General features: G+C 57.5%; 25 protein-coding genes. 1 reads left to right on the forward strand and 24 read right to left on the reverse strand.

Features of this window, described 5'->3' with window-relative positions:
* Positions 1-153: 153 nt before the first annotated feature.
* Positions 154-1368 carry an amidase domain-containing protein gene (locus tag HPY71_07755; GenBank protein ID NPV53403.1) on the reverse strand — a complete coding sequence of 405 codons (1215 nt, stop codon included), beginning with the start codon at positions 1366-1368 and terminating at the stop codon, positions 154-156.
* 239 nt (positions 1369-1607) lie between these two features.
* Between HPY71_07755 and HPY71_07760 the strand changes: the two genes are divergently transcribed.
* Entirely contained in the window at positions 1608-2024 is a 417-nt protein-coding gene (locus tag HPY71_07760; GenBank protein ID NPV53404.1) for an EamA family transporter, read from the forward strand.
* Positions 2025-2214: 190 nt separating this feature from the next.
* Here the strand turns inward: HPY71_07760 and HPY71_07765 are convergent, their stop codons facing one another.
* The 23 genes from HPY71_07765 to HPY71_07875 all read right to left on the reverse strand — a co-directional run bounded on the left by HPY71_07765 (position 2215) and on the right by HPY71_07875 (position 24416).
* On the reverse strand, positions 2215-3210 hold the full coding sequence (locus HPY71_07765) for a LysM peptidoglycan-binding domain-containing protein (GenBank protein NPV53405.1): 996 nt from the start codon (positions 3208-3210) through the stop codon (positions 2215-2217).
* Between the two features lie 332 nt (positions 3211-3542).
* A complete protein-coding gene (locus HPY71_07770; GenBank protein ID NPV53406.1) occupies positions 3543-4361 on the reverse strand; it encodes a hypothetical protein in 819 nt (272 codons plus the stop codon).
* Entirely contained in the window at positions 4361-6640 is a 2280-nt protein-coding gene (locus HPY71_07775; protein ID NPV53407.1) for a hypothetical protein, read from the reverse strand. Before HPY71_07775 ends, HPY71_07770 begins: the two co-directional genes overlap by 1 nt.
* 47 nt (positions 6641-6687) lie before the next feature.
* Positions 6688-6849, reverse strand: a complete 162-nt coding sequence (locus tag HPY71_07780) for a hypothetical protein (protein ID NPV53408.1) — start codon at positions 6847-6849, stop codon at positions 6688-6690.
* Positions 6846-7448 (reverse strand): ECF transporter S component, encoded by a 603-nt coding sequence (locus HPY71_07785; protein NPV53409.1) that lies wholly within the window; start codon positions 7446-7448, stop codon positions 6846-6848. Before HPY71_07785 ends, HPY71_07780 begins: the two co-directional genes overlap by 4 nt.
* A 172-nt stretch (positions 7449-7620) precedes the next feature.
* Positions 7621-8076, reverse strand: a complete 456-nt coding sequence (locus tag HPY71_07790; protein NPV53410.1) for a DUF3842 family protein — start codon at positions 8074-8076, stop codon at positions 7621-7623.
* Positions 8077-8274: 198 nt separating this feature from the next.
* Positions 8275-9561, reverse strand: a complete 1287-nt coding sequence (locus tag HPY71_07795; GenBank protein NPV53411.1) for an adenylosuccinate synthase — start codon at positions 9559-9561, stop codon at positions 8275-8277.
* A gap of 73 nt (positions 9562-9634) precedes the next feature.
* Positions 9635-10975: a replicative DNA helicase gene (dnaB, locus tag HPY71_07800; protein NPV53412.1), complete on the reverse strand. Its 1341-nt coding sequence runs from the start codon at positions 10973-10975 to the stop codon at positions 9635-9637.
* A gap of 90 nt (positions 10976-11065) precedes the next feature.
* Complete coding sequence (gene lonC / locus HPY71_07805) at positions 11066-13075, reverse strand: ATP-dependent protease, Lon family (GenBank protein ID NPV53413.1); 2010 nt, start codon at positions 13073-13075, stop codon at positions 11066-11068.
* 7 nt (positions 13076-13082) lie between these two features.
* The gene (locus tag HPY71_07810; protein NPV53414.1) at positions 13083-13541 is read right to left on the reverse strand and encodes a 50S ribosomal protein L9; all 459 of its coding nucleotides are present in this window, start codon (positions 13539-13541) and stop codon (positions 13083-13085) included.
* Between the two features lie 65 nt (positions 13542-13606).
* Positions 13607-14572 (reverse strand): YybS family protein, encoded by a 966-nt coding sequence (locus tag HPY71_07815; protein NPV53415.1) that lies wholly within the window; start codon positions 14570-14572, stop codon positions 13607-13609.
* A 9-nt stretch (positions 14573-14581) separates the two neighbouring features.
* Complete coding sequence (locus HPY71_07820) at positions 14582-14878, reverse strand: hypothetical protein (GenBank protein NPV53416.1); 297 nt, start codon at positions 14876-14878, stop codon at positions 14582-14584.
* Positions 14879-15276: 398 nt separating this feature from the next.
* The gene (locus HPY71_07825) at positions 15277-15507 is read right to left on the reverse strand and encodes a 30S ribosomal protein S18 (protein ID NPV53417.1); all 231 of its coding nucleotides are present in this window, start codon (positions 15505-15507) and stop codon (positions 15277-15279) included.
* Between the two features lie 33 nt (positions 15508-15540).
* The gene (locus HPY71_07830) at positions 15541-15963 is read right to left on the reverse strand and encodes a single-stranded DNA-binding protein (GenBank protein ID NPV53418.1); all 423 of its coding nucleotides are present in this window, start codon (positions 15961-15963) and stop codon (positions 15541-15543) included.
* 70 nt (positions 15964-16033) lie between these two features.
* Entirely contained in the window at positions 16034-16321 is a 288-nt protein-coding gene (locus HPY71_07835; protein ID NPV53419.1) for a 30S ribosomal protein S6, read from the reverse strand.
* A 243-nt stretch (positions 16322-16564) separates the two neighbouring features.
* Positions 16565-17662 carry a redox-regulated ATPase YchF gene (gene ychF / locus HPY71_07840; protein ID NPV53420.1) on the reverse strand — a complete coding sequence of 366 codons (1098 nt, stop codon included), beginning with the start codon at positions 17660-17662 and terminating at the stop codon, positions 16565-16567.
* A complete protein-coding gene (locus tag HPY71_07845) occupies positions 17662-17907 on the reverse strand; it encodes a DUF951 domain-containing protein (protein NPV53421.1) in 246 nt (81 codons plus the stop codon). The genes ychF and HPY71_07845 overlap by 1 nt, the downstream gene beginning before the upstream one ends.
* Complete coding sequence (locus tag HPY71_07850) at positions 17904-18857, reverse strand: mechanosensitive ion channel family protein (GenBank protein NPV53422.1); 954 nt, start codon at positions 18855-18857, stop codon at positions 17904-17906. The genes HPY71_07845 and HPY71_07850 overlap by 4 nt, the downstream gene beginning before the upstream one ends.
* A gap of 221 nt (positions 18858-19078) precedes the next feature.
* Positions 19079-19546 (reverse strand): universal stress protein, encoded by a 468-nt coding sequence (locus HPY71_07855; GenBank protein NPV53423.1) that lies wholly within the window; start codon positions 19544-19546, stop codon positions 19079-19081.
* Between the two features lie 48 nt (positions 19547-19594).
* Positions 19595-20281 (reverse strand): V-type ATP synthase subunit D, encoded by a 687-nt coding sequence (locus HPY71_07860; GenBank protein ID NPV53424.1) that lies wholly within the window; start codon positions 20279-20281, stop codon positions 19595-19597.
* Positions 20239-21807 carry a V-type ATP synthase subunit B gene (locus HPY71_07865; GenBank protein NPV53425.1) on the reverse strand — a complete coding sequence of 523 codons (1569 nt, stop codon included), beginning with the start codon at positions 21805-21807 and terminating at the stop codon, positions 20239-20241. The genes HPY71_07860 and HPY71_07865 overlap by 43 nt, the downstream gene beginning before the upstream one ends.
* 100 nt (positions 21808-21907) lie before the next feature.
* Complete coding sequence (locus tag HPY71_07870) at positions 21908-23785, reverse strand: V-type ATP synthase subunit A (protein NPV53426.1); 1878 nt, start codon at positions 23783-23785, stop codon at positions 21908-21910.
* The gene (locus HPY71_07875; protein NPV53427.1) at positions 23778-24416 is read right to left on the reverse strand and encodes a hypothetical protein; all 639 of its coding nucleotides are present in this window, start codon (positions 24414-24416) and stop codon (positions 23778-23780) included. The genes HPY71_07870 and HPY71_07875 overlap by 8 nt, the downstream gene beginning before the upstream one ends.
* Positions 24417-24427: the final 11 nt, after the last annotated feature.

The raw sequence follows: 24427 nt of genomic DNA on the forward strand, positions 1-24427 counted from the left end.
GATATGCTGGGATGGATATCCGCGTCGCATACATATACCCCCATTATTAAACGAGATGGGAGCCCAGTTGGTTCCATCCTGGCTAGTTCCTTATTAGTCCCATATAGTATTTTAGCACTCCCGGCTTGAATCGGGTAGGGGGGCATCACTCGATCACTCAGTTATATGTAAGAGCCAGAATATGGTTTGGCGATCCCATCCCAGGTCCCAGGGCACGTGATAGCGGTCGGCGGTATGCGAGTTTACAAGCACATACCCCCGGGAATCCCTCCCGGTAACAATCGCAAAGTGCTCAATGCGCCCCTTTTCCTCATAGCCTATGAGATCGCCCTTTTGAAGTTCCTCCAGAGCCCCTTGCTGGATAACGTCATGCCAGCCCCCTCGAGCGACCCGTCTCGCGCGCCCGCTATAAAGGAGGTAGCTGGCGAAGCTTTCCGTTTGGACCCAGGCCTTGCTCCCGCCCCCGCTGAGCGGCGAGCACCTGTAGTACCAGGTCCAATCCGCGGAGAGGCCCCCGGCCTCGGGATCGCCCAGCACCTGTGATACAAAATTGGTGCAGTCCCCGCCATTCCCCGTGCAATCCTTGTATTTCGGGTTGTATTCATGCCAGTATTTATCTGCATAGGCGACCGCAGCCTCACGATTATATTTGCCGGAGGGCAGCCCGGCGGGTGGCTGCTTCCCCCCTCCAATGAGGTTTGTGGTGGGGTTCTTTCCCTGCGAAGGAGGGTTTGATGAGAGTGGCGGAGCAAGTTTAGGGCCCGGACCTGGCGGGGAGGGGGAGTCAGGCCTGTCCGCCGGCCTAACCTCGGGCACGAGGGTATCCTCATCGAGGGGATCCGTGTACCAGTCCCGCTTGATCAGCCACGTCCCGTTTTTATTGACGAACTCCATGGTATGACGGGTCCCGATCTTGAAACCGTCAGCCACCGGCACCGGCCCATTGGGCGCCACGTTCGCCATATCATCGCAAGGGTTATCCCCATAAGAATATCTAAACGCTATATCCTGCGTGAGGTAAACCCAGATGCTATCGCCCCTCGACTCTACGCCCTGTATCCTGAAATTCGACTCAGCGCCGGTGAAGCGTATCCCCCTCCCGGCTGACCATGCCTTGACATATTTTATCCGACGGGTCTCGTGATCAAGCGCCCATCGGCCGTATCTTGTCTCAGTATCATAAAATCTGCTGATAGCCTCATCATCACCAGTAAGCAAAGCGTCCGTCCTGGCCCTCAAGACCATGGTTATGTGACGTGTGAGAACCTCCCGGAGTTCGGAGTTGGCCCGGACCGCGAGCTGGCTATAAATGGCGTAGACCATGGAAAGCCCGAATAACACTGCCGCCCAGGCTAATCTAATCTTCATCTTCCACGACTCCCCCAAGCATTTTTAAAATAAATATATGCGTGGCGTTCTTTACCTATCCTGGCCCCAACCTGATAACCGTTCTCGGCCCCATAAGCCCCATATCCATAAATCTTATAAGCCTTACATATAGAACATAATCGAACCGGCCTCAGCCTTATGAAAACAGTTCTAACATGCCCTGGCTGCCAGTATCATTCTTTTTAGAGGGGTTAGGGAGCTGGTAAAGCGTGTCTACAGTGCTCTTGGCCCTGATCGGGGCCTTCTGCTGGGGGGTCGCGCCGATTTTCGGCAAGCTGGGTCTTACGCGGGTCGATGCCCTGTCCGCCCTATGCGTGAGAACACTCATGGCCGGATTAATGGTCATCTTCTGGCTTCTCATAAGCGGTCACGTCGGCGTCTTCAAGTACGTCCTGCCCCGGTCCTACTTCTTTATCGCCCTCGAGGCCATCCTGGCAACGCTGGTGGGGGATCTTGCATACTATGCAGCTCTGAAGCGGGGCAATGCGGGGCCGGTTATGCTCGTCATGTCGACGTCGCCACTTGTCACGATGGCTATGGCCATGTTTTTCCTGGGGGAGGATCCTTCATGGAAGCAACTGATCGGCGGCATCCTGATCATATGCGGGCTCCTGTTGGTCACGGGCCCGAAATAAAGGAAGAGAGAGCAGGCCCGAGATAAAAGGAAGGGCGGGGTGGGCCGGGGGCAAGCTGGCCAGCGGGTCGCGCGGCCAGTCGGCCAGGTCGATTGAGACCAATCGGGATCGATCGAAAGCAACAGATAGATTGGCCTGGATCAATGACCGGCCGGCCGCCGCGAAATAGGGTGGCTGTTACGCCCGGACCTTAATTAGCAGGTATGACGAGCCTCTGCCCAACCCATAGTGCATTTGGATCGGTGATGCCGTTCCAGTTCATAATCCTCTGGATTGAGGCCTTATACCTGACCGCTATCTGCCAGAGCGTGTCTCCAGGCTCCACAACGTAGATGATGCTGGACTCGCTACCCGACCACCAGGATGGCGACCCGGTATCTCTCCAACCTGACGCGCTCGACGTGTCGATGATTATAACCTGCCCGACCTTGAGGATATCGCTCCACAGGCCGGGATTGAGCTGTTTCAACCTGTATATTGTGGTTCCACTCTTACGAGCTATAATCCACAGGGTGTCACCCTGGCGTACGCGATAGTATTTCGTTCCCTGCCAGGAATCGCCCCTCCCGGGAGTGGGGTTTCCAGGCGCGCCCGGCATGCCCGGGTTGAAGGATTCCGCCAGGATCTTGCCTATGATGGCCAGCTCCTCGGAATCAGACGCCCAGGTTAGCTCGCGAATGGAATTTATGGTCCAGATCGCGTAGGCATCAGGCCCGAACGGCTGGATGAGGCCGATCTCAAAAAATCGGCCGCCATGGAGCACCGCGACTTTGGCCTCGCCCGTCCCAGACCACTGGCCCTTATCTATCTTATCCACGAGCACGAACTTGTCGTTTTCAGGGTCGAAGCCGTAAGCCTTGCCTTCCTCCCTGGCGACCTCGAGCGAGTCCAGGCGCCACGAATCAAGACCCCTGTAAGCCCGCATCTGGGCCTTGCCCAGGGCCTGCCAGTCGAGGGCCACCTGCCCGGTGAACACATTGTTGCTGGTGGGCTCCCCTACATTTACATTCCCAGTATCGGGACGGGGCGCCCTGTATGATGGGTGAAATATCGATGAAAACGAAGAACTCGAAGAATAACGCTCCTCGCCGGATGCCAGGCCTGAAAGGGCCATCATTCCCCCGATGAGCAGGCTCATCGCGAGGACTGTTAGAAACCTGAATCGCCTTCGCAGCTGTCTCTGCATCAGAAGCTTCTCCTCCTTCTCAAACTCAGACTCAACCTCAAAGCATGAATATGCGACTCTGCACCTGCGAATCCACACCTGGATGGTGCCATCGCTCGAGAGCTATAACCAAGCCCACCCCAGGCCTATGATAAACGTTTACCCGGGACGTGTCACCCCACAAATTGTGTCATACCATGCATGCTTAACCTAAATAGAGATGGTATATCTACGATTCCATATACATGCAAGATATATGCAAGAGGCTCATGTTCAACCCTATGTAACCTTAAATAAACATGTAGACTCAAATCTACAGACTCACGTAAGGTAGAATCACCCGTAAGATAGAATCAAATGAAAAAGAAGGAAGAGGGAAGCGCCGCCATGAAATTAACTTCGAGGGGCAACGGGTCGAGGATGAGGTTTCCTCTAAAAAAGGCCTGCCTTGCCGCGGCCGCCTGGTCTTTCGCCCACCAGATTCGCTCGAATTCCTCCCTGGTCGTGAATATCCCGAGGTAGGGCCAGCCGAATTTCGCCCGGACGAGCCGCAGGATATCCTTATAGCTCTTCTTCCACTCGGTTATCACAAGACCGTCGGCGACCAGGGAATCAGTGGTAGTGACCAGGCTGACCCGGCCGCCGGCTTTGCCGACGATCAGGCTCGCCCAGATCTCCCTGCCCGAAAAGATCGCGAGCACCGCCGTCCTGCCGTCAGGCACGCGCACGAGGACGTTCTTCAACCCATTATACGTTATCCCGCGGGGCTTTGCTTCCTTTGATTCCCTCGTGTATATATAAACCGCCCCATCGTCCTGCGCCTGCCCGATCATGTTGAAGAACCAGACCAGATAGTCATCAAAATCCTCGTCCACCTTGAATGATTTCTCCCATGAGGCATAGAGCTGCTGCAGCTTGCTGCGCTCGATGATCACCGTCTCGTCCGCGTTATACTCCTCCGCCAGCTCCCTCCCGCACGACTCGGGGTCGCTGACGCTGACCCCTGATGTGGGGAGGATTCCCAACACGGAATGGTAGACCTTTCTCACCCTGCCGCCATCATGGAGCACATAAACGCGCGGCCTCCCCCTGTATGGTCCCCAGATCAGGTCGTAGAGGCGCCTCCACTGTTTATAGTCAATGTCGAACATTGTCACATTCCGGTCCAGCACTACTTAACGCACCCCCAGATCTTCACCGTATATGGGCTGAGCTTCACCCTGAAACCGCCATCGCGGTCGCACCTTAGCGCGCCCCCGGCCCAGATATCCGAGATCTCCCGCGCCCCCTGAATAGTAATATATCCCTCCTTCTCCTCCGGGGTCGGATTCGCGGCAAATGCTATAGCCCTATATTTAGCTGCCTTGACGGCATCAGAGCCGGCACCAGCGCCAGTGCCCGCACTAGCATCAGCATCAGCACCGACAGCCAGAGGTTCCTGAACTGAATCATGAATCGCCACATCGATCTCCGGGGCGTCGCACCTGATGGGCCTGGGACCCCCCAGGGCGCCAAGCACGCGATCCAGAAGCCTGCCGAAACAGGCGGCATCATTAACATCCTTGATAAGGGGCGGCAAGAAACCCAGGACGCAGATCACACCCTTTCCATGCGGCTTCTGATATGCTATAGTCTCCCCTCCGGCCTTGAGCAGGGGTGTCACCCCGTCGCTATCGCCGAAAATATCGACCTGCCTGAGGTTACAGCCGTCAACCTCCACATCGCCTGCAAACCTGACCGGTCCGGGGAGGATATCTGCGTAGCCGCGGTATTCCTCCATCCGCTCGTTTAGCCATGGTATGCGCGGCCCGATGACGAGCGCCCCTCCATGCTGGACGTAATCAAGTAACCCCGCCTGGACGGTCCCGCCCAGGAAGTCAAAGGTTGGTGTGATTATGGCTCTATAGCCTCGCAGCCTTTCCCCCGGGGCGCCCTCCAGGAGCATCGCCGTGTCTCCTAGGCCAAAGGCGTGCTTAAATAACACCATAGCTTCATAATATGCCTTCCACCAATTTTTGTTCTCGACTTGAATAACATCCCTGAAATCCATTGATTCCCCGGCGACCAGCTCCTCAACAGGAAGCTCATCCCATGCGCCCATGTACCCCCGTGGGAGGCACAAGAGCTGCGCACTCGCCTCGAGGCGATCATATTCCCTGGCTCCAAGCAAAAGGATATCGCATCGCCTGCGAAGACCTGCGAGAGCGAGGTCGGGGTCCTGCAGGATACCGTTGAACTTGGTGTAAAAGTCAAAGAGTTCGCGCCGGATGCGGTTATCCCTTGCGATGGGAGAGCCGGTCCAGCGCTCCCTCTCCACGATCATGTGGAAGTCGAACGCCTTCAGGCCGTGCATGAGGCAGGCTTGCGCGATGAAACGCACATCCTCGACCAGGGGCGGCCGGTCGGCCCACGCCCGAATCCCAGAACTGAATTGAGCTGCGAAGGGAAGGCGGCTCGTCTCAGCGGCAAAGATCGCTTGTTCGCGGATCGCCCAATAGTTTTCCCTAAGGGGATAAACACCTGCGCCCTGGATATCTAAAACCCCCTCGGCTGCAGGGATGTTAAACGGGGTCCTGGCCAAGGCAACAGGATAGTTATGCATCAAGGCCACCCGGCCGTCGCCGCCAATGCCCCTATCCCTCCAGAGCTGGGCTATTCGTTTCAGCCCGTATAGGAGGTAATATTCCTTATACTCCGCCCAATCCAAGTAGTATGGGATATCTTTTTTAGATCCCGGCGCGAAATCGACTGGCGGGCGGATCTTCTCAAATGAAGAATAGGGGCCGCCGTGGCTCTCCAGATTCCCTCTGCCACCATATTTCTCAAGCAGGAACTGGCGATAAAGATTGATAGAAGCAGGGCAGTAATCAAGATCGTAAGTAGAATACCTCGACAGGTAACTCATCTCGTTGTCAATCCAGATGCCGATAACGCCCCCGTCAGGGTGGATGTGCCTCCTGATGATGGGTGCCAGGACATCGAACCAGACGCCAACCTCCATGTAGAATTTATCGCTCGCATAGCTCGGCACCGGGAACTGTTTCGGTGGATCGTTGAGAATCGCTACAACACCGCTGGCCGCCTGAGCCTGGCACTCCGGGTCGAGGATAACCCTTTCGGGGTACCCCCTGAACGTCAACTCGCCGCGCACGTGTGGCCCGGGCTTGATTAGAATCTTAAAGCCTTTCCCCTCCGCGAGAGAAAGAAATGCGTCAATATCCTTTCGCGAGTCGTTCCCGCCGAAATCAAATTCCCCGCGTTTGACCTCATGTACGCTCCAGGGTATGGAGGTCGAGATCATCCTAAAGCCCATCGCCGCGATGCTATCCAGGATATCGCCCCATAGCCCCCTTTCGATGCGCCAGTAGTCCATCGCGCCGCTGCAGAGGCACATATACTCATCATCAATCTGTAGGCCGCCTGGACCCACCTTTATACCCTTTACACCCATTCAAACACCACCTCCTCGCCCTTCCCCTGGCCTCATATCTCTTCTCCTCATATCATATTTATATTTATTTGCTTTGAGACTGCACCTATGATTGCACCTATGACGAGGAAGCAAAAGAGAGCCCCGGCGCTCTTCAGCGCCGGGGCTCCTCCATCCCTTACGGCTATGGCCCTTAAGGTCGCGCCCACCAGGCGGAATATAGGGTTCATTCGCCCGCTTTGCCGCCATCCCCGGGATAGTCCCGGGAAAGGAGGGTGCTGGCTCTCGCGTTTCCCTCTACAAGGTAGATAACCGTCGGTATGAGGACCAGCTGAATCAGTATCCCCGGCAAGCTCTTGACCACCCCGAGCGTGATGGGGTAGAAAACAGGGATCGCCTTGAGGCCAAACAGTGGGAGGATAAACGCCCCGAGCGCCCCGTAGACGATGCGGCCGGCAAACATGGCACATACGAGGGAGATAATGGCATTTTGCCTGAGCCGGCCATACAGGAATCCCGTCAGGAACCCATAAACCGCCAGCTCAACCATCATCATCTGGGCAACGGGCGGCATGAGTGGGGGCATCCCTGTGAAAACCGCGCTCAAGATGGGCGTCAGGAATCCCACCGCCGCCCCGGTGGCCGGGCCAGCAAAGAAGCCTGCGAGGAGAACCGGTATGTGCATGGGCAGGAACACAGGCCCCGCCCCAATGGCGTGAAATGCTATAGGCAGCACGATGCCAAGGGCAATGAACAACGCCCCCCAGACGAGATTACGGGTCTTTGAACGAATTGAGCGAGCCCCAGGATTGACCTTTACCTCTACCATGTCACCGGCCTCCACTCTTCTAAATTTGATTCTTAATACAGAAAGGCATACAAAAAGGCCATGAAGCCTCGCCCGCCATCCTGTGGCGGGATGAAGGCCTTCATGGCCCTTATCATTCCCGGTATTCATCTTTTTCGCGTCCTCACTTTACCTTACTTTGCCTTCCGCGCCCTTAACCCTCCCTCGCTCCCGTCTCCGCCTGCTCCGCCTGCAGGAATTCCCTTACCCGCTGCGCCAGCGCATCAAGCAGCCGTGGGAGAGTCTCGGACTGCACCCCGACAACATCAACCCTGCAACGGTTGATGGGGATCAAGAATTTCCTCGCCTTGCTCCTGGCAACAGCCTCCGCCATCCTGGGGGTCAATTCCCCGAGCATGGAGTGCGCCAACACGATCCCGATGGGCCCGAGGATCAGGTCGACGGCTTCGGCCGTCTGAACCACGGCGTTCTCGCCGGTAGCTCCTTCATCGGCCCCGGCCCTCAGCATCGCCCCGGTGGCGAGGGCGTTGGTGCCGAGCGCAACGAGTTCCACCCGCCCTGCCAGCTCCGGGGGAAGCTCCTTTCTAAGCTTTTCGATTATGCCCCTGCCTATCCCGCCACCCTGGCCGTCTATGACCGCGATGCGCATGATCTCCAATCTCTTGCCGCTGCCTTTATTCATTACTTACTCAACTTATGATTTCGTCATGACCATAATCCATACCTTCGCCTCACTCGGCGCAAATGTACTTTCGACATAAATGCCCGGACTCCTGCCGCAAGCCGGGGAAATCTAAGCCAGCAACGCCGCGGAGGCGGCTACAAGTGGAGGATAACTCGGGAACGCTCAGGCAAACGGCTCGTCCAGGACGAGCGTCTCCTCGCGCCCGCGGCCCACCGAGACGATGGCGATGGAGGCGCCCGTGAGCTCCGCGATTCTATTCAAATAAGCCCTGGCGGCGCCGGGCAGGTCCTCAAAACGCCTCACTGCGCAGGAACCCTCCGGCCAGCCTTCGAGCTCCTCGTAAACCGGCTCGCACCTCTCCAGCACGCGGAGGCTCGTCGGGAAATCCCTTACAACTCTTCCATCACAACGGTATGCCGTGCAGATATTCACCTTCGCAAACCCGGCGAGCGTGTCGAGGTGCATTATGGCGAGGCCGCTCAGCCCATTCACCCGCACCGCGTACCTCACGATCACCGAGTCAAACCACCCGCACCGCCTCGGCCGCCCTGTCGTGGTGCCATATTCCTGGCCCCGCTCCCTTATGGTGTCGCAGACCGGGCCGGAAAGCTCCGTCGGGAAGGGCCCTCCGCCGACGCGCGTGGTATACGCCTTTGCAACACCAATCACCTTATTGATCTTGGTCGGGCCGATGCCAAGCCCCGCCGCGATTCCCCCCGCAGTCGGCCAGGAGCTGGTGACATATGGATAGGTCCCGTGATCGACATCGAGGAGGGTCCCCTGAGCCCCCTCGAAGAGGACGTTCTTGCCGTGATCGATCGCGTCGTTTACCAGGATGGAGGAGTCTGCGACATAACCCCTTATGCGCTCGGCGTAAGGCAAGTACTCCTCCATGATCTGCTCCTTCGTGAAACCCTCGACCCCATAGACCTTTTGAAGCACGGTATTCTTCAACTTGAGCACAACGTCGAGCCGGTCGCTGAAGGCGTCCCTGTCCAGGATGTCCATGATGCGAATGCCGTTACGCGCAATCTTATCGGTGTAGACCGGCCCGATCCCGAGCGCCGTCGTGCCGATCTTCCCGCCACCGCGCATCTCCTCCTCCAGCTTATCCAGGAGCCTATGGTAGGGCATGATAACATGGGCGCTGCCGCTTATGCGGAGCCCGCTCACATCGATCCCCCTCTGCGTGAGGGAGTCCATCTCCTTGATCAGCACCGCCGGGTCGACAACGACCCCGTTACCGATGACGCACGTGGTCCCCTTATAAAGAATGCCTGAGGGCATGAGATGGAGCTTGAATATATCATCGCCCACCTTGACAGTATGACCCGCATTATTTCCACCCTGGTAGCGCGCCACAACATCCGCGCGCGAGGCAAGAAGGTCGGTTATCTTGCCCTTCCCCTCATCTCCCCATTGAGTCCCAACGACGGCTACTGTAGGCAATCGAATCCACCTCCAAATGACTTTACCCGAAACCCGGGCCCCAGACCCAGACTCAGATCCGGACCCGCGCCCGCTATGACTTGCGGCTCTGCTCCAGGTTGCTAAACCTCGAGAACTCCTTCTGAAAGTAAAGCTTGATCGAGCCGGTGGGGCCGTTACGCTGTTTTGCTATGATCACGTCCAGCGTATCCTTGTTCTCGCTCTCCTGCTCGTAGTAATCCTCGCGGTAGAGAAAGATCACAACATCGGCATCCTGCTCGATTGCACCCGACTCCCTCAGGTTCGAGAGCCGCGGCAAGGCCCGCGGGTTTTGCTCGGCTGCGCGGCTGAGCTGGGACAGGGCCATAACGGGCACATTCAACTCCTTGGCCAAGGCCTTGAGCGCCCGCGAAATCTCCGATACCTCCTGCTGCCTGTTTTCAATCCTTCCCCTCCCCTGGAGAAGCTGGAGGTAGTCGACGATGATCATGCCCAGGCCGTGCTGGATCTTCATACGCCTGGCCCTCGCGCGGAGCTCCATGATGGAAATACCCGCGCTATCATCGATGAATATGGGCGCCTCGCTGAGCCTGCCGAGAGCCATCGAGAGTTTGGCCCAGTCCGGGTCCTTGAGAAAGCCTGTCCGCAACCCCTGGTTGTCGACGCCAGCTGCCGAGCAGAGCATCTTCTGCGCCACCTGTTCCTTTGACATCTCCAGGCTGAAGACTGCAACCGGGATCTTCTCGTTTATGGCCACATGCTCCGCGATGTTTAACGCAAAAGTAGTCTTGCCCATGCTCGGCCGGGCCGCGACGATTATGAGATCAGAGGGCTGAAACCCCGATGTGAGGCGGTCGAGATCGGTGAAACCCGACGAAACCCCGGTCACCCCGCCTTTATTGTTATAAAGGTACTCTATCCGCTCAAAGGTGTCGATTAATACAGTCTTGATGTCAACAAAACCCTCGCTCGGCTTGTTCTGGGCTATCCTGAATATTACCTGCTCAGCCTCGTCGAGCGCGAGCTCAACATCCTCGGCGCCCTCGTAGCCGAGCGCGGCGATCTGCGTTCCTGCAACCACAAGGGAACGGAGGATGGATTTATCCTTTACGATCTTTGCATAGTATTCAACATTAGCGGCAGTCGGCACGGTGTTAGCGAGGGCCGTCAGGTATGATACCCCGCCGACCTGCTCCAGGGCATCTCTCTGCCTCAGCTGTTCCGTCACAGTTATGAGGTCAACGGGCTGACCCTTGTCGAAGAGCGAGACTATAACCTCGAAAACGATCCTGTGCGCATCCTTGTAGAAATCCTCTGGAGCCAGGACGTCAAATACCTTGGCAATTGCCTCCCTGCTGATGAGCATGGAGCCGAGGGTAGACTGTTCGGCCTCGATATTCTGCGGAGGAATCCTGTCTACCCCTGCAACAGCCATATATTCACCCCCTGCCTCCGTAGTTCGTTATATATCATAATTATGGTAATTGATAACGGCATTTCCAGGTCGGTATGGATAGTATGGGCCTCACCCTGCCGTATTATTCGATGCCCACCGCCTGATAAAGGGCCGTGCCTCATACATGGCCGGGCTCGAAATCCTGTCGGCCTCAGCTTCAGCTGCAAAAACATGAGGCAAGGCATCCTCGACGGAGCCCACCAGCACAACCTCGACGCCCTTGAGAAAACCGGGCACATTCTTTGCATTCTCCCGGGGCACGATAATCTTTTTCATACCGGCCTGTTTCGCCCCGTATATCTTCTCAAAAACCCCGCCGACCGGCTTCACACGGCCCTGTATTGATATCTCACCGGTTACTGCGACATCCTGCCTAACGGGTTTCGACTGGAGGGCGCTGAGGATGCAAATTAAAACTGCAAGCCCTGCCGAAGGGCCGTCGATCTGCCCCCCTCCAATCACATTCACATGTATATCATAATCGCCGATATCCTCTCCAGTCAATTTCCGTATGACCGAGGCAGCATTGAATACCGAATCCCTCGCCATGCTCCCGGCCGTTTCATTGAATCTGATCTGCCCCTTCCCCTTCTCGCGGGCGGGGAAGGCAACCGCCTCTATCTCCACAACAGAACCTACAAATCCGCTCACCCCGAGCCCGAACACGCGTCCTATTTCAAAGGCATCCCCGGCCTTCACGGTCACATATGGTGCGAGCCTTCCCATCTGGATGACCTCCCACACATCCTGTTCCGTGACCCTGACCCTCTTGTCGTCAGACCTGCCGCCCCCCCGGTAGACGGCGAGCCCATACGCGTCGGCCAGGATGCTGGTGGCCTTCCTGCCCTCAATTGTATAGTCGCTGATTATATCTGCAACCCTGTCCCCCAACACGACCCCGAGCTTGCTTGCGGCCTTCTCCACAATCTCGCGGATATGGGCCGCGGTCAGGGGCTCAAAGAATATCTCGGCGCAGCGCGAACGGATCGCCGGGTTGACCTCCATGGGGTCGCGCGTGGTCGCCCCTATCAGGATGAAATCCGCCGGAGCGCCCTCATCAAAGAGCTTCTTGATGTACTTCGGCACGTGCGGGTCATTTGGATCATAATAGGCCGAGTCGAACATCACCCGCTTGTCCTCCAGCACCTTGAGAAGCTTATTGAGAAGCAGGGGCTCAAGCTCCCCTATCTCATCTATAAACAGCACCCCTCCGTGGGCTTCCGTAACGAGCCCGAGCTTGGGCTCAGGCACCCCTGTTTCCGCGAAATCCCGGCGGGCACCCTGGTAGATCGGGTCATGAACCGAACCGAGCAGGGGGTTTGTAACCTCGCGCGGGTCCCATCTCAGGGTTGTCCCATCCACCTCAACAAACTTTGCATTCCTATCGAACGGGGTATGCTTGCGCTTCTTCGCCTCCTCCAGCGCGAGCCGGGCAACGGTGGTCTTCCCGACCCCCGGAGGGCCGTAAACGATCACATGCTGGGGAAAAGGCGATGCGATCTTGGATAGCAGGGCCTTTATCGCCCTCTCCTGGCCCACCACCTCATCAAAGCTGCTCGGCCTGAGGACCTCCAGAACCGACCTGGAGAGCTTCACCTGCTCAAGCTTTTCAAGCTCAGCGTATTTCTTCAGGGTCTGAGCATTGTCCGGACCTGTATCCTCCTTGAGAATCTGCATCTTGATCTCGCGAACATATTCCTCGTGGCGCTGCTGCATCTTCTCGGCGATCTTCTTCTCAAGCCTATCCTCCAACGTTCGCCGGGCAACGATGTCAGCGATCTCCTCTTCAATCTCGTCGATGATCCCGGGAATGGCCTCCATCCCGGGCACCTCATCTATAGTTGGATCCTCATAAACTAGCCTCTGAAGGGCCAGGACCTTCTCCCCCAGGGCTCCTGACCTCATCAGGTTTAAAGCCTCCAGCTTTCCCGCCTTCAGCACGAGCTTATCCGAGCCGTAAATGTTGGATAGGAGGCCAAAAAGCGCTGTAACCCGCCTCCTGGTCTGCTCATCCTCGGTTAATTTCTCGCTTATATCCCGGTTTACAAACTTGAAGACCTTTTTCATGAAACCCCTCATAGAAACCCTAATCCCCCCTGGGCTCGGCCACGACATCCACCTTGATGCTGGAGGCAATGTCCTGATGAAGCCTGACCGGCACCCTGTACGCCCCTGTAACCTTGATCGGTTCGGGCAATTCGATCTTTCGCTTGTCAATCTCCACACCAAGAACCCTCTTTATGCCATCGGCTATATCCTTGGCCGTGATAGAGCCGAACAGCCTTCCTCCCTCGCCGCTTTTGGCCTGTATAGTGATAGTAGCTGTCTCGAGCTTCTCTGCTGCCCTGCGCGCCTCCTCCGCCAGCCTCGCCTCTTTGCGACGCAACATCTCATTGCGTTCCTCCAGGCTTCTCAGGTTGGACTTTGAGGCTTCTTTTGCAAATCCCCGGGGCAAGAGGTAGTTACGAGCGTACCCCTCGGCAACCTCAACCATCTGCCCCTCCTTCCCAAGGGACTTGATATCCTGCGTCAGGATCACCTTCACCGGTCATCACCATCCTCATATCCCTTCATCTATTTATCTATTACCATGTATATTATTACTTGTTATTACTTGCGCGCCAGCTTCCGGAGGTCGAGCCATGCATCAAATAGCCCCACCCACACCAGCAGCTGCGACAAAAACCTGGTTATGATTATGAAGAAGACCAGGAGCACCCTCATGGCCGTGGAAACACGGTATTTATCCATAAAAAACCAGACGAGGGCCAATCCCTGAATAAGAAAAACATAAGAGAAAACGGTCATTATGTTAAGACCGGCCTTGAACGCGAGATCCATCTTGTGCCCCTGTCCAAGGAGCATTATAGCGCCGCCGGCGATATAGCCCCAGCCCCAGTACCAGGGTATTCGCCATTGTGAAAACTGGGGCAGGGACGCTACCTCGTGCCCGAGCCTCTTCAACACAAGCCGGGCTATGGTAAAGTCGATAAAGGATATCATCGCGACCGCAAGAAACATCGCAGCCGGGAGCGTCATCTTCATTATATCGACGAGCTGCCGGAGGTTCTGCTCGAGCATGGCGAGGTCCTTCTGCGAAAGACCTATCGACCTGTAAATATCAATGGAGCGCCTGAGCCCCTCCTCGACAGCCTGGGTCAGTTGCCCGAGGTTAAAGTCGAACACCAGGATGGAGACTGCGAGGGTCAGGCCGACCGAAACCACGACAGCCACGCCGGTGAGAATTATGGTCCGCGCCGCAGATAGCCTCCGGTTGAGGCAGGCACCAAGGGTTATCCCCACTATACCGACCTTGGCCAGCACCGTCAGACCCTGGAGCGGACCCGTAAGAGCGCTCGTCCCCAATACGGCGATGAACGTCGCGAGGGCCCCCGCCCTCACCCCTCGCCTGACGACGAGGACCACTATGGGGACCGGGTATACAAGCGCAAATATGGGAATGTAGGCGTCCAGGACGCAAAATAGTATAGTTATTGCGGTGAGGAGGGCGCCCTCGACCAACGCCCGCGTGGACATGCGCCCGCCTGCTGGTCCATGCCCGTCTATACCTGCCACTTGGATCCCCTACTTCTTTCTTCCCTTGATGTGGTCCAGAAAGGCGGAGAAATCCCCGTACCACCTCTCGACCTCGTGGTCATTATCCACGTTGAGCCTCGCCATGTGTTCGATCTTAGCATCAAGAGACGCAAAACTCACCCCGAGGCGCCTTCCTAAAAGATAACACCCGATGACCAGATTTGCAAGGGATTCAGCTATAATATCCTCATTATTTTTCAACATCCCTCTAAAAAGCGAAGAAACATTGCTGACCAGTTCGGTTCTGAGCCACTCTATGGTCTTGACGCCTCGAGCTATATCCACTTCGTAACCGGGCCGCTCACCGGGCTGGCCTGAAAAACTCACAGGGAATCCCTCCCTCACTCAGAAGTCAACGTTGCAGGAGGTAGATCGGGTACACCGCCTTCAAGTCCTTCAATATGTTCGTCAACGCCGGCTCTTTCTCCTTCACGATCGAACCCGATCGGTTAAAACAATTGCTGGAATTTCGGCAAACACCAAAAGGGAAGCAAGCGAATAATACCCTTGCTTCCCTCTATGCATACCGCACATTCTATATGTGCATGATGTGCATGCCGTACATCTGCATGCCAGACATCCTACAATCGTAGAAACGTGCATGCCTTAAATATAATACGTAACACCGCATCACACTCTACCGTATCACGCTGCCAATTATATACAACGCCACGTTATTCCTGCTATTCAGCGGTGAAAGGAAGGAGCGCTACATGACGCGCCCGCTTGATTGCGATGGTCAGCTGTCGCTGGTGTTTCGCGCAGTTTCCAGATATACGCCTTGGCAGGATCTTCCCTCTCTCGGTAACATACTTGCGCAGCCTTCCCGTATCCTTGTAATCTATGCTTTCTATCTTATCGACGCAAAAACTGCAGACTCGCCTTTTTGCCCTTCGGCCCCTCTCTCGTCTCATTCAACTACCTCCAATTTTACCTCCGACTCGGTCTCAGAATGGGACTTCATTATCCTCGGGCGGCATCGCGGCTTCATTCTCGTCGGGTGATTCAGCAGGCGTAAAGCCTGGACCCGGACTCGGGCCCGCGGCGCCCTCCCGTGGCCTGCCCAGGAATTCCACCCTGTCGGCAATAACCTCGGTGACTCTGCGCTTCTGGCCCTCAGGGGTTTCGTAGGATCGCACCTGCAGCCTGCCATCGACTCCGGCAAGGCTCCCCTTTGTGAGGTAGTTCGCGCAGTTCTCGGCCTGTGCCCGCCACACTACCACATCGATAAAGTCCGCTTCGCGTTCACCCTGCTGATTGGTGAAAGGCCTGTTCACGGCGATGGTGAAATTCGCAACTGGTATCCCGCTCTGCGTGTACCTCAACTCGGGGTCTCTTGCGAGCCTCCCAACGAGCACCACCCTATTCACGAGCTAGCACCACCCTTAAGAGATATTCAGCCGCGACGGATGATTGATACCCGGCTCTATCGCCTACCAATCACTCGCCTCTTCGCGTTATGAGGAAACGGACCACTCCATCCGTGATCTTCAGCACCCGCTCGAGCTCGCCGGCAACGCCGGCCTCCGCCTTGAAATCGATAAGCACGTAGTAGCCTTCGTTGGAGCCATCGATCTCGTATGCCAGGCGCCTCTTGCCCCACCTGTCGGTTTTCTCGATCTCGCCGCCACCATTCTTGATGAGGTCCTCGAACTTTGTTATGATGGCGTTCATTGCATCTTCCTCGAGGTCGGGCTTGATGATGAACATCACCTCGTAATCCCGCATGGGATTCACCTCCTCCCCATGGACTGCGGCCCCACGCCTTGCGTGGAGCAGGGATGTTTGCTGGTAGTATTATAACATTCGGACAAGGTCATTTCAATCATAAAAATGGATGAAATCGGCAGCAAAATGGGTGAAACCAGCAGCGGCCGCCTCGACCCAGGCCGACCAAACCCGGACCAATCAAACCCGGGATCGCCTCAATTAAACCAAAACCCGGGGCCGGTTCGATTATTCAATTATCGGCTAGACATTGAAGCGAAATAACATAACGTCCCCGTCCTGCACGATATACTCCTTGCCCTCGGTCCTTACAAGCCCCTCTTCGCGCGCCGCGGCCATGGACCCCGCCCTGACCAGGTCATCATAGCTCACAACCTCGGCCTTTATGAATCCGCGCTCCATGTCGCTGTGCACCTTGCCCGCGGCCCGCGGGGCCGTCGCACCGCGGTGGACCGTCCAGGCCCGGACCTCGATTCCCCTGGTTGTAAAGAACGTTATCAGGTCCAAACTCTCATATGCCGCCCTCACAAGGCGGTTTAAGCCTGATTCTGTAAGGCCCAGCATATTAAGATACTCCCTGGCACCATCCGGGTCTGCCTCCGCGAGCTCGGCAACCTCGGCCTCTACCTTGGCGCTCACCGGAATGACGGGGGCAGCCCCGCCGAGGTCCCAGGCAAGGCCAGGGCCCCGGACATAAGCATTACCAACTTCGCCCTCATCTATGTTGGCCACATAGATAACAGGCTTCATCGTCAACAAAAAAAGGCTCTCGAGCCGGCTGCGTTCCTCCTCTGTCATGTTCACGAGCCGGGCAGGCCGCCCGGCGTTCAGGGCGTCCCTCACCCGCATGAGGAGCTCCATCTCCTCCTTGTATTCCTTCTCGCCGCTCTTGAGCATTCGCGATGTGCGTTCGATGCGTTTCTCGAGGGTCTCGAGGTCTGCGAGGATGAGCTCGAGGTTTATGGTTTCGATATCCCTCACGGGGTCAGGCTCGCCTGCAACATGGGGAACGTCTCGGTCACAGAAGCAACGCACAACATGGGCTATGGCGTCGACCTCCCGGATATGCGCGAGAAACCTGTTCCCCAGGCCCTCGCCCCGGCTCGCACCTTTCACCAGGCCGGCGATATCTACAAACTCAATCGTCGCCGGCGTGACCTTCTCGGGTTTGACAATTCCGGCGATGACCGCGAGCCGTTCATCCGGCACCTCCACTACCCCAACATTGGGATCGATAGTGGTGAATGGGTAGCTCGCCACCTGGGCGCCCGCCCTCGTAAGCGCGTTGAAAAGGGTGGACTTGCCGGCATTTGGCAGGCCAACTATTCCTATCCTGAGCATTACCCTTCCTCACCCCCCTCCCCATCTCCATTCCCCTCGATCCCGTGGTCGTGAGCAACAGGCGCATCAGGGGTCTTCACCGCCTTGACGCTCCTCTCGAATTTCGCCCGGGGCAGCATCACGACGCGGCCGCAGCCGAGGCACTTTATCCGGAAATCCGCGCCGACCCGCATGACCTCCCATTCAAAACTCCCGCATGGGTGCTGTTTTCGCATCTGGACGATGTCACCTATCCTGAATTTCATGCATTCCCCCTGCCCTCGCTCTGCCCCTCCCACGGCTCACGCTGTCCAGGTCCCTCGCCTTTCTCCCTCTCCCAGCGGGCCTCGCGCTCGAAGATCACATAGTGGTGCGGATACGGGATCACTATTCCCTCCCTGTCAAACAGGTGCTTGATGCGGAGCTTCAGCTCCCTCTCGACACGCCACTGCTCCATGGGCTTTGTCTTCGCGATGACCATGAGCTTGACCGCCGAGTCCGCAAAATCACTGAGGCCAAGCACGGTCGGGCCCTCAACTATCCCGTCGATCTCGACCTTCGCCTTTTCAAAGTCCTCGCTCAGGAGCTTGATCGCTCGCTCGACATCCGTCTCATATGCGATGCCGATCTCAAACAGGACCCTCATCGCGGCCCCCATATAGTTCGTCACCTTGTTGATCTGGCTGTTGGGGACGATATGTAGCTGCCCCCCGAAATCCCTCACTCGCGTAACCCTCAACCCTATATCCTCGACGATCCCTGAAACATCATTGATGGCAACATAGTCGCCCACGCCGAACTGGTCCTCGAACAAGATGAAGAAGCCGTTGATTACGTCGCGAACCAGGTTCTGCGCTCCAAACCCGACCGCCAGGCCGGCCAGGCCCGCCCCGGCGAGAAGACTCGTCGTGTCGATCCCGAATTCTCCTATAATGGCCATGCCCGCAAAGAAGTATATGACATAACGCACTATGCTCTTCAAAAGGGGCCCGAGGGTTTTCAGCTTCCTCTCATCGAAATAGGGTTTTTTGCCGTTCTGGCCGCCCTGAGCCCTGGATAGAACCGTTTCAATCATTGTGCCACTCAGCCTCACAAGGATAACTGCCAGCACGATGATGACGACTATCCTGAGCGCGCCCTTACTGGCGTTAAAGGCCATTTCCTGAAGCTTCGATACCGGGATCCATTTCGGGATCGCGTCCGTCCATTTAAACATCGAAAGCCCTCCAGCCTCGCCTTCTCATATACCCCACCCTCATACCCCACCCTGACAATTTATGCCTGAACTTATCTTACCATTCCTGGCCAGTAAGCGCAAGACACCAGATGCTACTCAGATACTAACCGGATGCTACCTGAATGCCACCCGAATGCTAGCTGTCGGAGGTCGACTATCAAGTTATGATGTGCTATTTATATTTATAAGCTGCTACAGATTCACAGGATGGATGGTTGGCTCCTACCAGTAGTAACAAGGACGGGGCACATGGCGTGCTCTATCACCCGCTCGGTGACGCTTCCGATCAAGATCCTCCTCGGGCCGCGCATGCCCACCTTCCCCATGACAATCAGGGTTGCATCGCGCGACCTGGCCTCCTCCACGATTTCGAGGTAGGGCACGCCCTTGCGGATAACCTTCTCCATTTTCACGCCAGCGGCGTTGCACATCTTTTCAGCCATATTTAGATTTCTCATGCTATTGGCTTCGAGCTTCCTCTCGGAGTATGCCCTGCCTCGCGTCTCAAACCGTGAAAGCTGCAGCACGACATCCTCGTCCACGACGCTCACCGCTACTATCAGGCCTCCGTCAAACGCCCCGACCGCCCTTATGGCCTCCTCGAGAGCCGCACGCGAAGAGTCCGACCCATCCACAGGAACAATTACGAGGTCAAATAGCGACCGCACTGCCTAACCGCCGCCTTCCTTTCTCCTTTTCCTTTCAGCTCCTTCCGGTCACAGCTTCACTCCCTCAGCTGGTCGCCCTCTGGCCGGTTCCTCCCGGCTCCCCCCGGCTCCAGCCTGGCGCTCGCCCCTGGCCTTCCCGAGCTTCATCACGTAGAGATCCTCCCTCTCCCGCTCCTCGAGCGTTTCCAGGATGAATGCTATGGTCTCTTTATATTGGGGAATAAAAACGTTCTCGAGGGCGTTTATCCTGCGCTGGGCGCGCGCCGCCTCCTCAGCCAGTCGCATGACCGATACTACGGTCTCCGCCATCTCCGCGATAACCTCTAGGGCCTCCTTGAATGCAAGCCTGCTTTCATCAAGTCCGGCCGAGGTTCCAAAGAAGCTATAGTCGAGGAGCTTCTCCTCATCACTGTAATCTATAGTCGGCACAACCACGCCCATGATGCTCCGCTGCCTGATCGCCACGGTTCCCGTCTTTTTCACGGTGAGGGAGGTGCGCCTCACGGCCTCGGTCCCCATGGTGAGATTGGCCCGCCTGAGCGCTGCGAAGGCCTTCTCGAGCCTCTGCTGCACCTCCCGCTGGAGGGCCTCGGCATCCCCGAGAAGCCGGGTGACCTCCATGAGGAGCACATCCCTCTTCTGTTTGAGCAAGTCATGCCCCTGGGACACGAGATCCAGGTCCCTCTGAATTCTCAGGAGACTGCTCCTCGTCGGTGGCACCCGCAGCCTGGCCATACCGGTCCATCACCCCCCCCCCGGCCATCACCATCACCATCGCCGTCACCATCGCCATCACTCTCATCGTCATCACTCTCATCGCCATCACCTTCATCACCATCGCCCTCCGCGCCCCGATGGCCATCGCCTGGAGGGCCATCCCTGCCCGGCATGTAGTTCTCTATCTGCTCCTGGCTCACGCGGTGGAGCTCGTCCCTCGGCAGGAGCGCCAGCGTGCGCCACGCCAGGTCCAGCGTCTGCTCCATAGAACGGTTCTCACCGGGCCCCTGCTTCAAAAACCGCCGCTCAAATTCCTCACCGAACTTCAGATATGCCTTATCAACCTCAGAGAGCTCTTCCTCCCCTATGACGGACGCCAGGGAGCGGACAGCCTTGACCCGGGAATATGCCGCATAGAGCTGGCTTGCCACGTTGGGGTGGTCTCCCCTCGTCATATCTTCCCCTATGCCGTCCTTCATCAACCTCGATAGCGAGGGAAGCACATCTATCGGCGGGTAGATGCCCTTGTGATAGAGATCCCGGCTCAGGACTATCTGCCCCTCCGTGATATATCCCGTCAGGTCCGGGACAGGATGGTTGATATCATCGTTTGGCATGGTGAGGACGGGAAGCTGCGTGATCGAGCCCTGTTTGTTCCTTATGCGGCCCGCCCGCTCATATATGGAGGCCAGGTCGCTGTAGAGGTAGCCAGGATAGCCCTTCCTGCTCGGGAGCTCGCCCCTGACGCTCGATATCTCGCGCAGGGCTTCCGCGTAGTTTGTCATGTCCGTCATAATAACGAGCACGTGTATGCCCACCTCAAACGCCAGGAATTCAGCCAGCGTGAGCGCAGACCGCGGGGTCACCAGGCGCTCGATGGGCGGGTCATCGGCGAGGTTCAAGAACATGATGGTATTTCTCAGGACGCCGCTCTCCTCGAGGCTTCGCCTGAAAAACTCAGCGGTATCGTGCTTCACGCCCATGGCCGCGAAGATTATGGCGAACTCCTCGTCCTGACCCTTCACTCTAGCCTGGCGCGCAATCTGGGCGGCAAGCGCATCGTGCGGGAGGCCCGAGCCCGAGAAGATTGGGAGCTTCTGCCCCCTCACGAGGGTGTTCATGCCGTCGATGGCGGATATGCCCGTCTGAATATAATCCCGGGGATATTCGCGCGCCGTGGGGTTGATGGCAGAGCCCTCGACGCTCCTGAGGTCGTCTGTGATCGGGGCCGGCCCGCCGTCGAGGGGCCTCGCCAGGTAGTCGAATACCCGCCCGAGCATATCCCTTGATACGGGTATTCGCAGCGGGTGGCCAGTAAACCGCACGCGCGTCGTCGTGGCGATGAGGCCCGCTGTGCCCTCGAATACCTGTACTATAGCTGTATCCTCAGACACCTCGAGGACCCGCCCGAGCCTCACCCGCCCCTCGGGCTCCATGACCTCCACCATTTCATCCTGGCCGACCCCGCTGACCCCTTCAACGGCAAGAATGGGGCCGAAGAGCCGGGATGTCCCGAGATATTCTCGTTCCTGTGCTTCTATCATATACTACCACCTATACACTACCACCAACCTAGCACCTGCTACTAACTGCCGGTACCCGTTGCGAGGACCTACGCGCCCAACTGCTCGACCGCTTAACCGCTCAACGATATTCATTCTCCACGCGATCGAACTCCTCGTCAAGCCTCCTGCGGAGGTCATCGAGCTTCTCGAGGTGGTCATTCTCCACCGTGGATTTCATGCGCATCATCTCAGATATGGTTCGAAACCCCGTGACCTTTATAAGGGGCACGCCGGACCTCAGGAGGGCGCTGGCTCTTTCATAGAAGTGCAGGATCATATCCAGCATCTTCGCCTGTTTCTCAGCCGGGCAAAAGCTGTCCACATCGTCAAGGGCGTTTTGCTGGAGGAAGCCCTCCTTGAGCATGTCGGCAACCCTCAAGACCAGCCTCTGATCATCCGGCAGGGCATCAGCCCCGACGAGCCTGGCGATCTGCTGGAGCCGGTCCTCCTCCTGGAGAATCTCCATGGCCTGGTCGCGCCTCTCGCGCCAGCGCGGATCCCACGCCCTCGCGTCGCCCGCGTCGCCCGCGTTACCCCTGCCATTACTGTCATTCCTGCTACCCTTGCCACCACTGCCATTACCGGCATCACTATCACCCCCCTCATCCCCGTCGCCCGGCCCCCCCTGCCACCATTCCACCAGCTCATCTATATACTCACTGTAGCTCTCGAGCCAGTTGACGGCCGGGTAGTGCCTGGCATTGGCCAGCTCCTTGTCAAGGGCCCAGAAGCACCTTACAAACCTCTTTGTATGCTGGGTTACAGGCTCGGAGAAATCCCCTCCCGGCGGCGAGACGGCGCCCACTATGCTCACGGAGCCCTGCCTTCCGGACAGGGTCTCGACCAGGCCGCCACGCTCATAGAATTCCGCCAGGCGCGAGGCAAGATACGGCGGGAACCCCTCCTCGGCGGGCATCTCCTCCAGCCGCCCCGAAATCTCGCGCAGCGCCTCGGCCCACCTGGAGGTGGAATCCGCCATCATCGCCACGTGATACCCCATGTCCCGGAAGTACTCGGCGATCGTTATACCCGTGTATATGCTCGCCTCTCGCGCTGCAACCGGCATATTTGATGTATTTGCGATCAGTATGGTCCTTTCCATCAGGGATTTACCGGTCCTCGGGTCCACCAGCTCGGGGAAATCCGAGAGGACCTCCGTCATCTCGTTGCCCCGCTCGCCGCAACCAACATAGATAATAATGTCGGCATCAGACCACTTCGCGAGCTGGTGTTGCATGCTGGTCTTTCCCGTCCCAAACCCGCCGGGGATGGCGGCAACCCCGCCCTTTGCTATGGGGAAGAAGGTATCGATCACGCGCTGCCCCGTCATAAGCGGCACGTAGGGCCCGAGCCTCCTGGCATATGGCCGCCTCCTGCGGACCGGCCAGCGGGTCCGGCAGCGCACCTCGTGCCCACTGTCAAGCCTGGCGATAACATCATCGACCGAGTACTCGCCGTCGCCGGCAGCAAACACAACCCGCCCGGAGATATCGGGGGGCAGCATGACCCTGTGCTCTATAGCCGATGTCTCCTGCACTGTCGCCACAATGGCGCCGCCGGCCAGCCCGTCGCCGGCTTTGACCAGGATGGAAACACTCCATTTCCTGTCGGGGTTCAGGGGCGGGACATTTGCGCCCCTGGCTATGAAAGACCCGTGCCTCTCCCGGATCATCTCGAGAGGCCGCTCGACGCCGTCGAAGATCTGGCCGACGAGCCCGGGCCCGAGATCAACGGCAAGCAGCTGGCCCGTTCCGAACACCTCGGCGCCGGGCTTGAGCCCCTCCGTATTCTCGTAGACCTGGACGGTGGCCGTCTCCCCTTCAAGCCTTATAATCTCCCCCATGAGGCGTTCGGGGCCGACCCAGACATGCTCGAGCATCCGCGCGCGCGTAACATTCTTGCAGCCGACTATGGGGCCGCTGATCCTGTTTATGATACCTACCGGCGTATCACTCATCCTCGTCCTCAATCCCATCTCCGGCGAAAAGCACCTGAGCCACCTTGAACCTGGCGTAGTGAATCTGCCTCTCGAGCCTGCGTTCGAAGGAATTGTCAAACACGGAGTGCCCGTCGGGACTCCGTAGAATGCACCCGCCCGAAATCGGACGGTCGCACTCCTCGATATGCAGGGAAACCCCCGGCCGGCCGGACCTCGAGACCTCGCTGACTATCTCGTGCAGGAGCCCCTCGTGCGCCAGGGCGATATCTTCCTTACGGACCATGATTACAAGCTTCTGGCCGGGAAGCGCGGATACAGCCTCCACGATCAGCCTCCGCAGAAGCTCCGGGTATTCCATGCGGCTGGTTATCTCGCCGAGACGCCGGCGGGCGGCGTCAAACACCTCTTTAACCAGCTTTTCTTTGAAGGCCAGGCTCTTCCTCTGGTTGTCGAGCTCCGCCGCGGCTACTATTCGTCGCCTCTCGGCCCTCGCCCGCTCCTCGGCGATCCTGAGCCTTTCATTGCGCAAGGCCCCGGCCTCGGACCGGGCCCTGGCCAGGATGGCGTCTGCTTCCCGCCTGGCATCGTCGAGCTTCTCCTGCGCGCGCCTTCTCGCTTCTTCATAGATGGCATCGACCAGCATCATCATATCATCCCTGC

It is taken from the genome of Bacillota bacterium (assembly GCA_013178125.1).
In the GTDB taxonomy this organism is placed as follows: Bacteria; Bacillota; SHA-98; order Ch115; family JABLXJ01; genus JABLXL01.

What these genes read in the sequence shown, in the direction of transcription:
- HPY71_07755 (NPV53403.1), bottom strand. Translation starts at nt 1,368, where the DNA reads ATGAAGATTAGATTAGCCTGGGCGGCAGTGTTATTCGGGCTTTCCATG.
- HPY71_07765 (NPV53405.1), bottom strand. Translation starts at nt 3,210, where the DNA reads ATGCAGAGACAGCTGCGAAGGCGATTCAGGTTTCTAACAGTCCTCGCG.
- HPY71_07775 (NPV53407.1), bottom strand. Translation starts at nt 6,640, where the DNA reads ATGGGTGTAAAGGGTATAAAGGTGGGTCCAGGCGGCCTACAGATTGAT.
- HPY71_07780 (NPV53408.1), bottom strand. Translation starts at nt 6,849, where the DNA reads ATGAACCCTATATTCCGCCTGGTGGGCGCGACCTTAAGGGCCATAGCC.
- HPY71_07785 (NPV53409.1), bottom strand. Translation starts at nt 7,448, where the DNA reads ATGGTAGAGGTAAAGGTCAATCCTGGGGCTCGCTCAATTCGTTCAAAG.
- HPY71_07790 (NPV53410.1), bottom strand. Translation starts at nt 8,076, where the DNA reads ATGCGCATCGCGGTCATAGACGGCCAGGGTGGCGGGATAGGCAGGGGC.
- dnaB (NPV53412.1), bottom strand. Translation starts at nt 10,975, where the DNA reads ATGGCTGTTGCAGGGGTAGACAGGATTCCTCCGCAGAATATCGAGGCC.
- lonC (NPV53413.1), bottom strand. Translation starts at nt 13,075, where the DNA reads ATGAGGGGTTTCATGAAAAAGGTCTTCAAGTTTGTAAACCGGGATATA.
- HPY71_07825 (NPV53417.1), bottom strand. Translation starts at nt 15,507, where the DNA reads ATGAGACGAGAGAGGGGCCGAAGGGCAAAAAGGCGAGTCTGCAGTTTT.
- HPY71_07835 (NPV53419.1), bottom strand. Translation starts at nt 16,321, where the DNA reads ATGCGGGATTACGAGGTGATGTTCATCATCAAGCCCGACCTCGAGGAA.
- ychF (NPV53420.1), bottom strand. Translation starts at nt 17,662, where the DNA reads ATGCTCAGGATAGGAATAGTTGGCCTGCCAAATGCCGGCAAGTCCACC.
- HPY71_07845 (NPV53421.1), bottom strand. Translation starts at nt 17,907, where the DNA reads ATGAAATTCAGGATAGGTGACATCGTCCAGATGCGAAAACAGCACCCA.
- HPY71_07850 (NPV53422.1), bottom strand. Translation starts at nt 18,857, where the DNA reads ATGTTTAAATGGACGGACGCGATCCCGAAATGGATCCCGGTATCGAAG.
- HPY71_07860 (NPV53424.1), bottom strand. Translation starts at nt 20,281, where the DNA reads ATGGCCAGGCTGCGGGTGCCACCGACGAGGAGCAGTCTCCTGAGAATT.
- HPY71_07865 (NPV53425.1), bottom strand. Translation starts at nt 21,807, where the DNA reads ATGATAGAAGCACAGGAACGAGAATATCTCGGGACATCCCGGCTCTTC.
- HPY71_07870 (NPV53426.1), bottom strand. Translation starts at nt 23,785, where the DNA reads ATGAGTGATACGCCGGTAGGTATCATAAACAGGATCAGCGGCCCCATA.
- HPY71_07875 (NPV53427.1), bottom strand. Translation starts at nt 24,416, where the DNA reads ATGATGATGCTGGTCGATGCCATCTATGAAGAAGCGAGAAGGCGCGCG.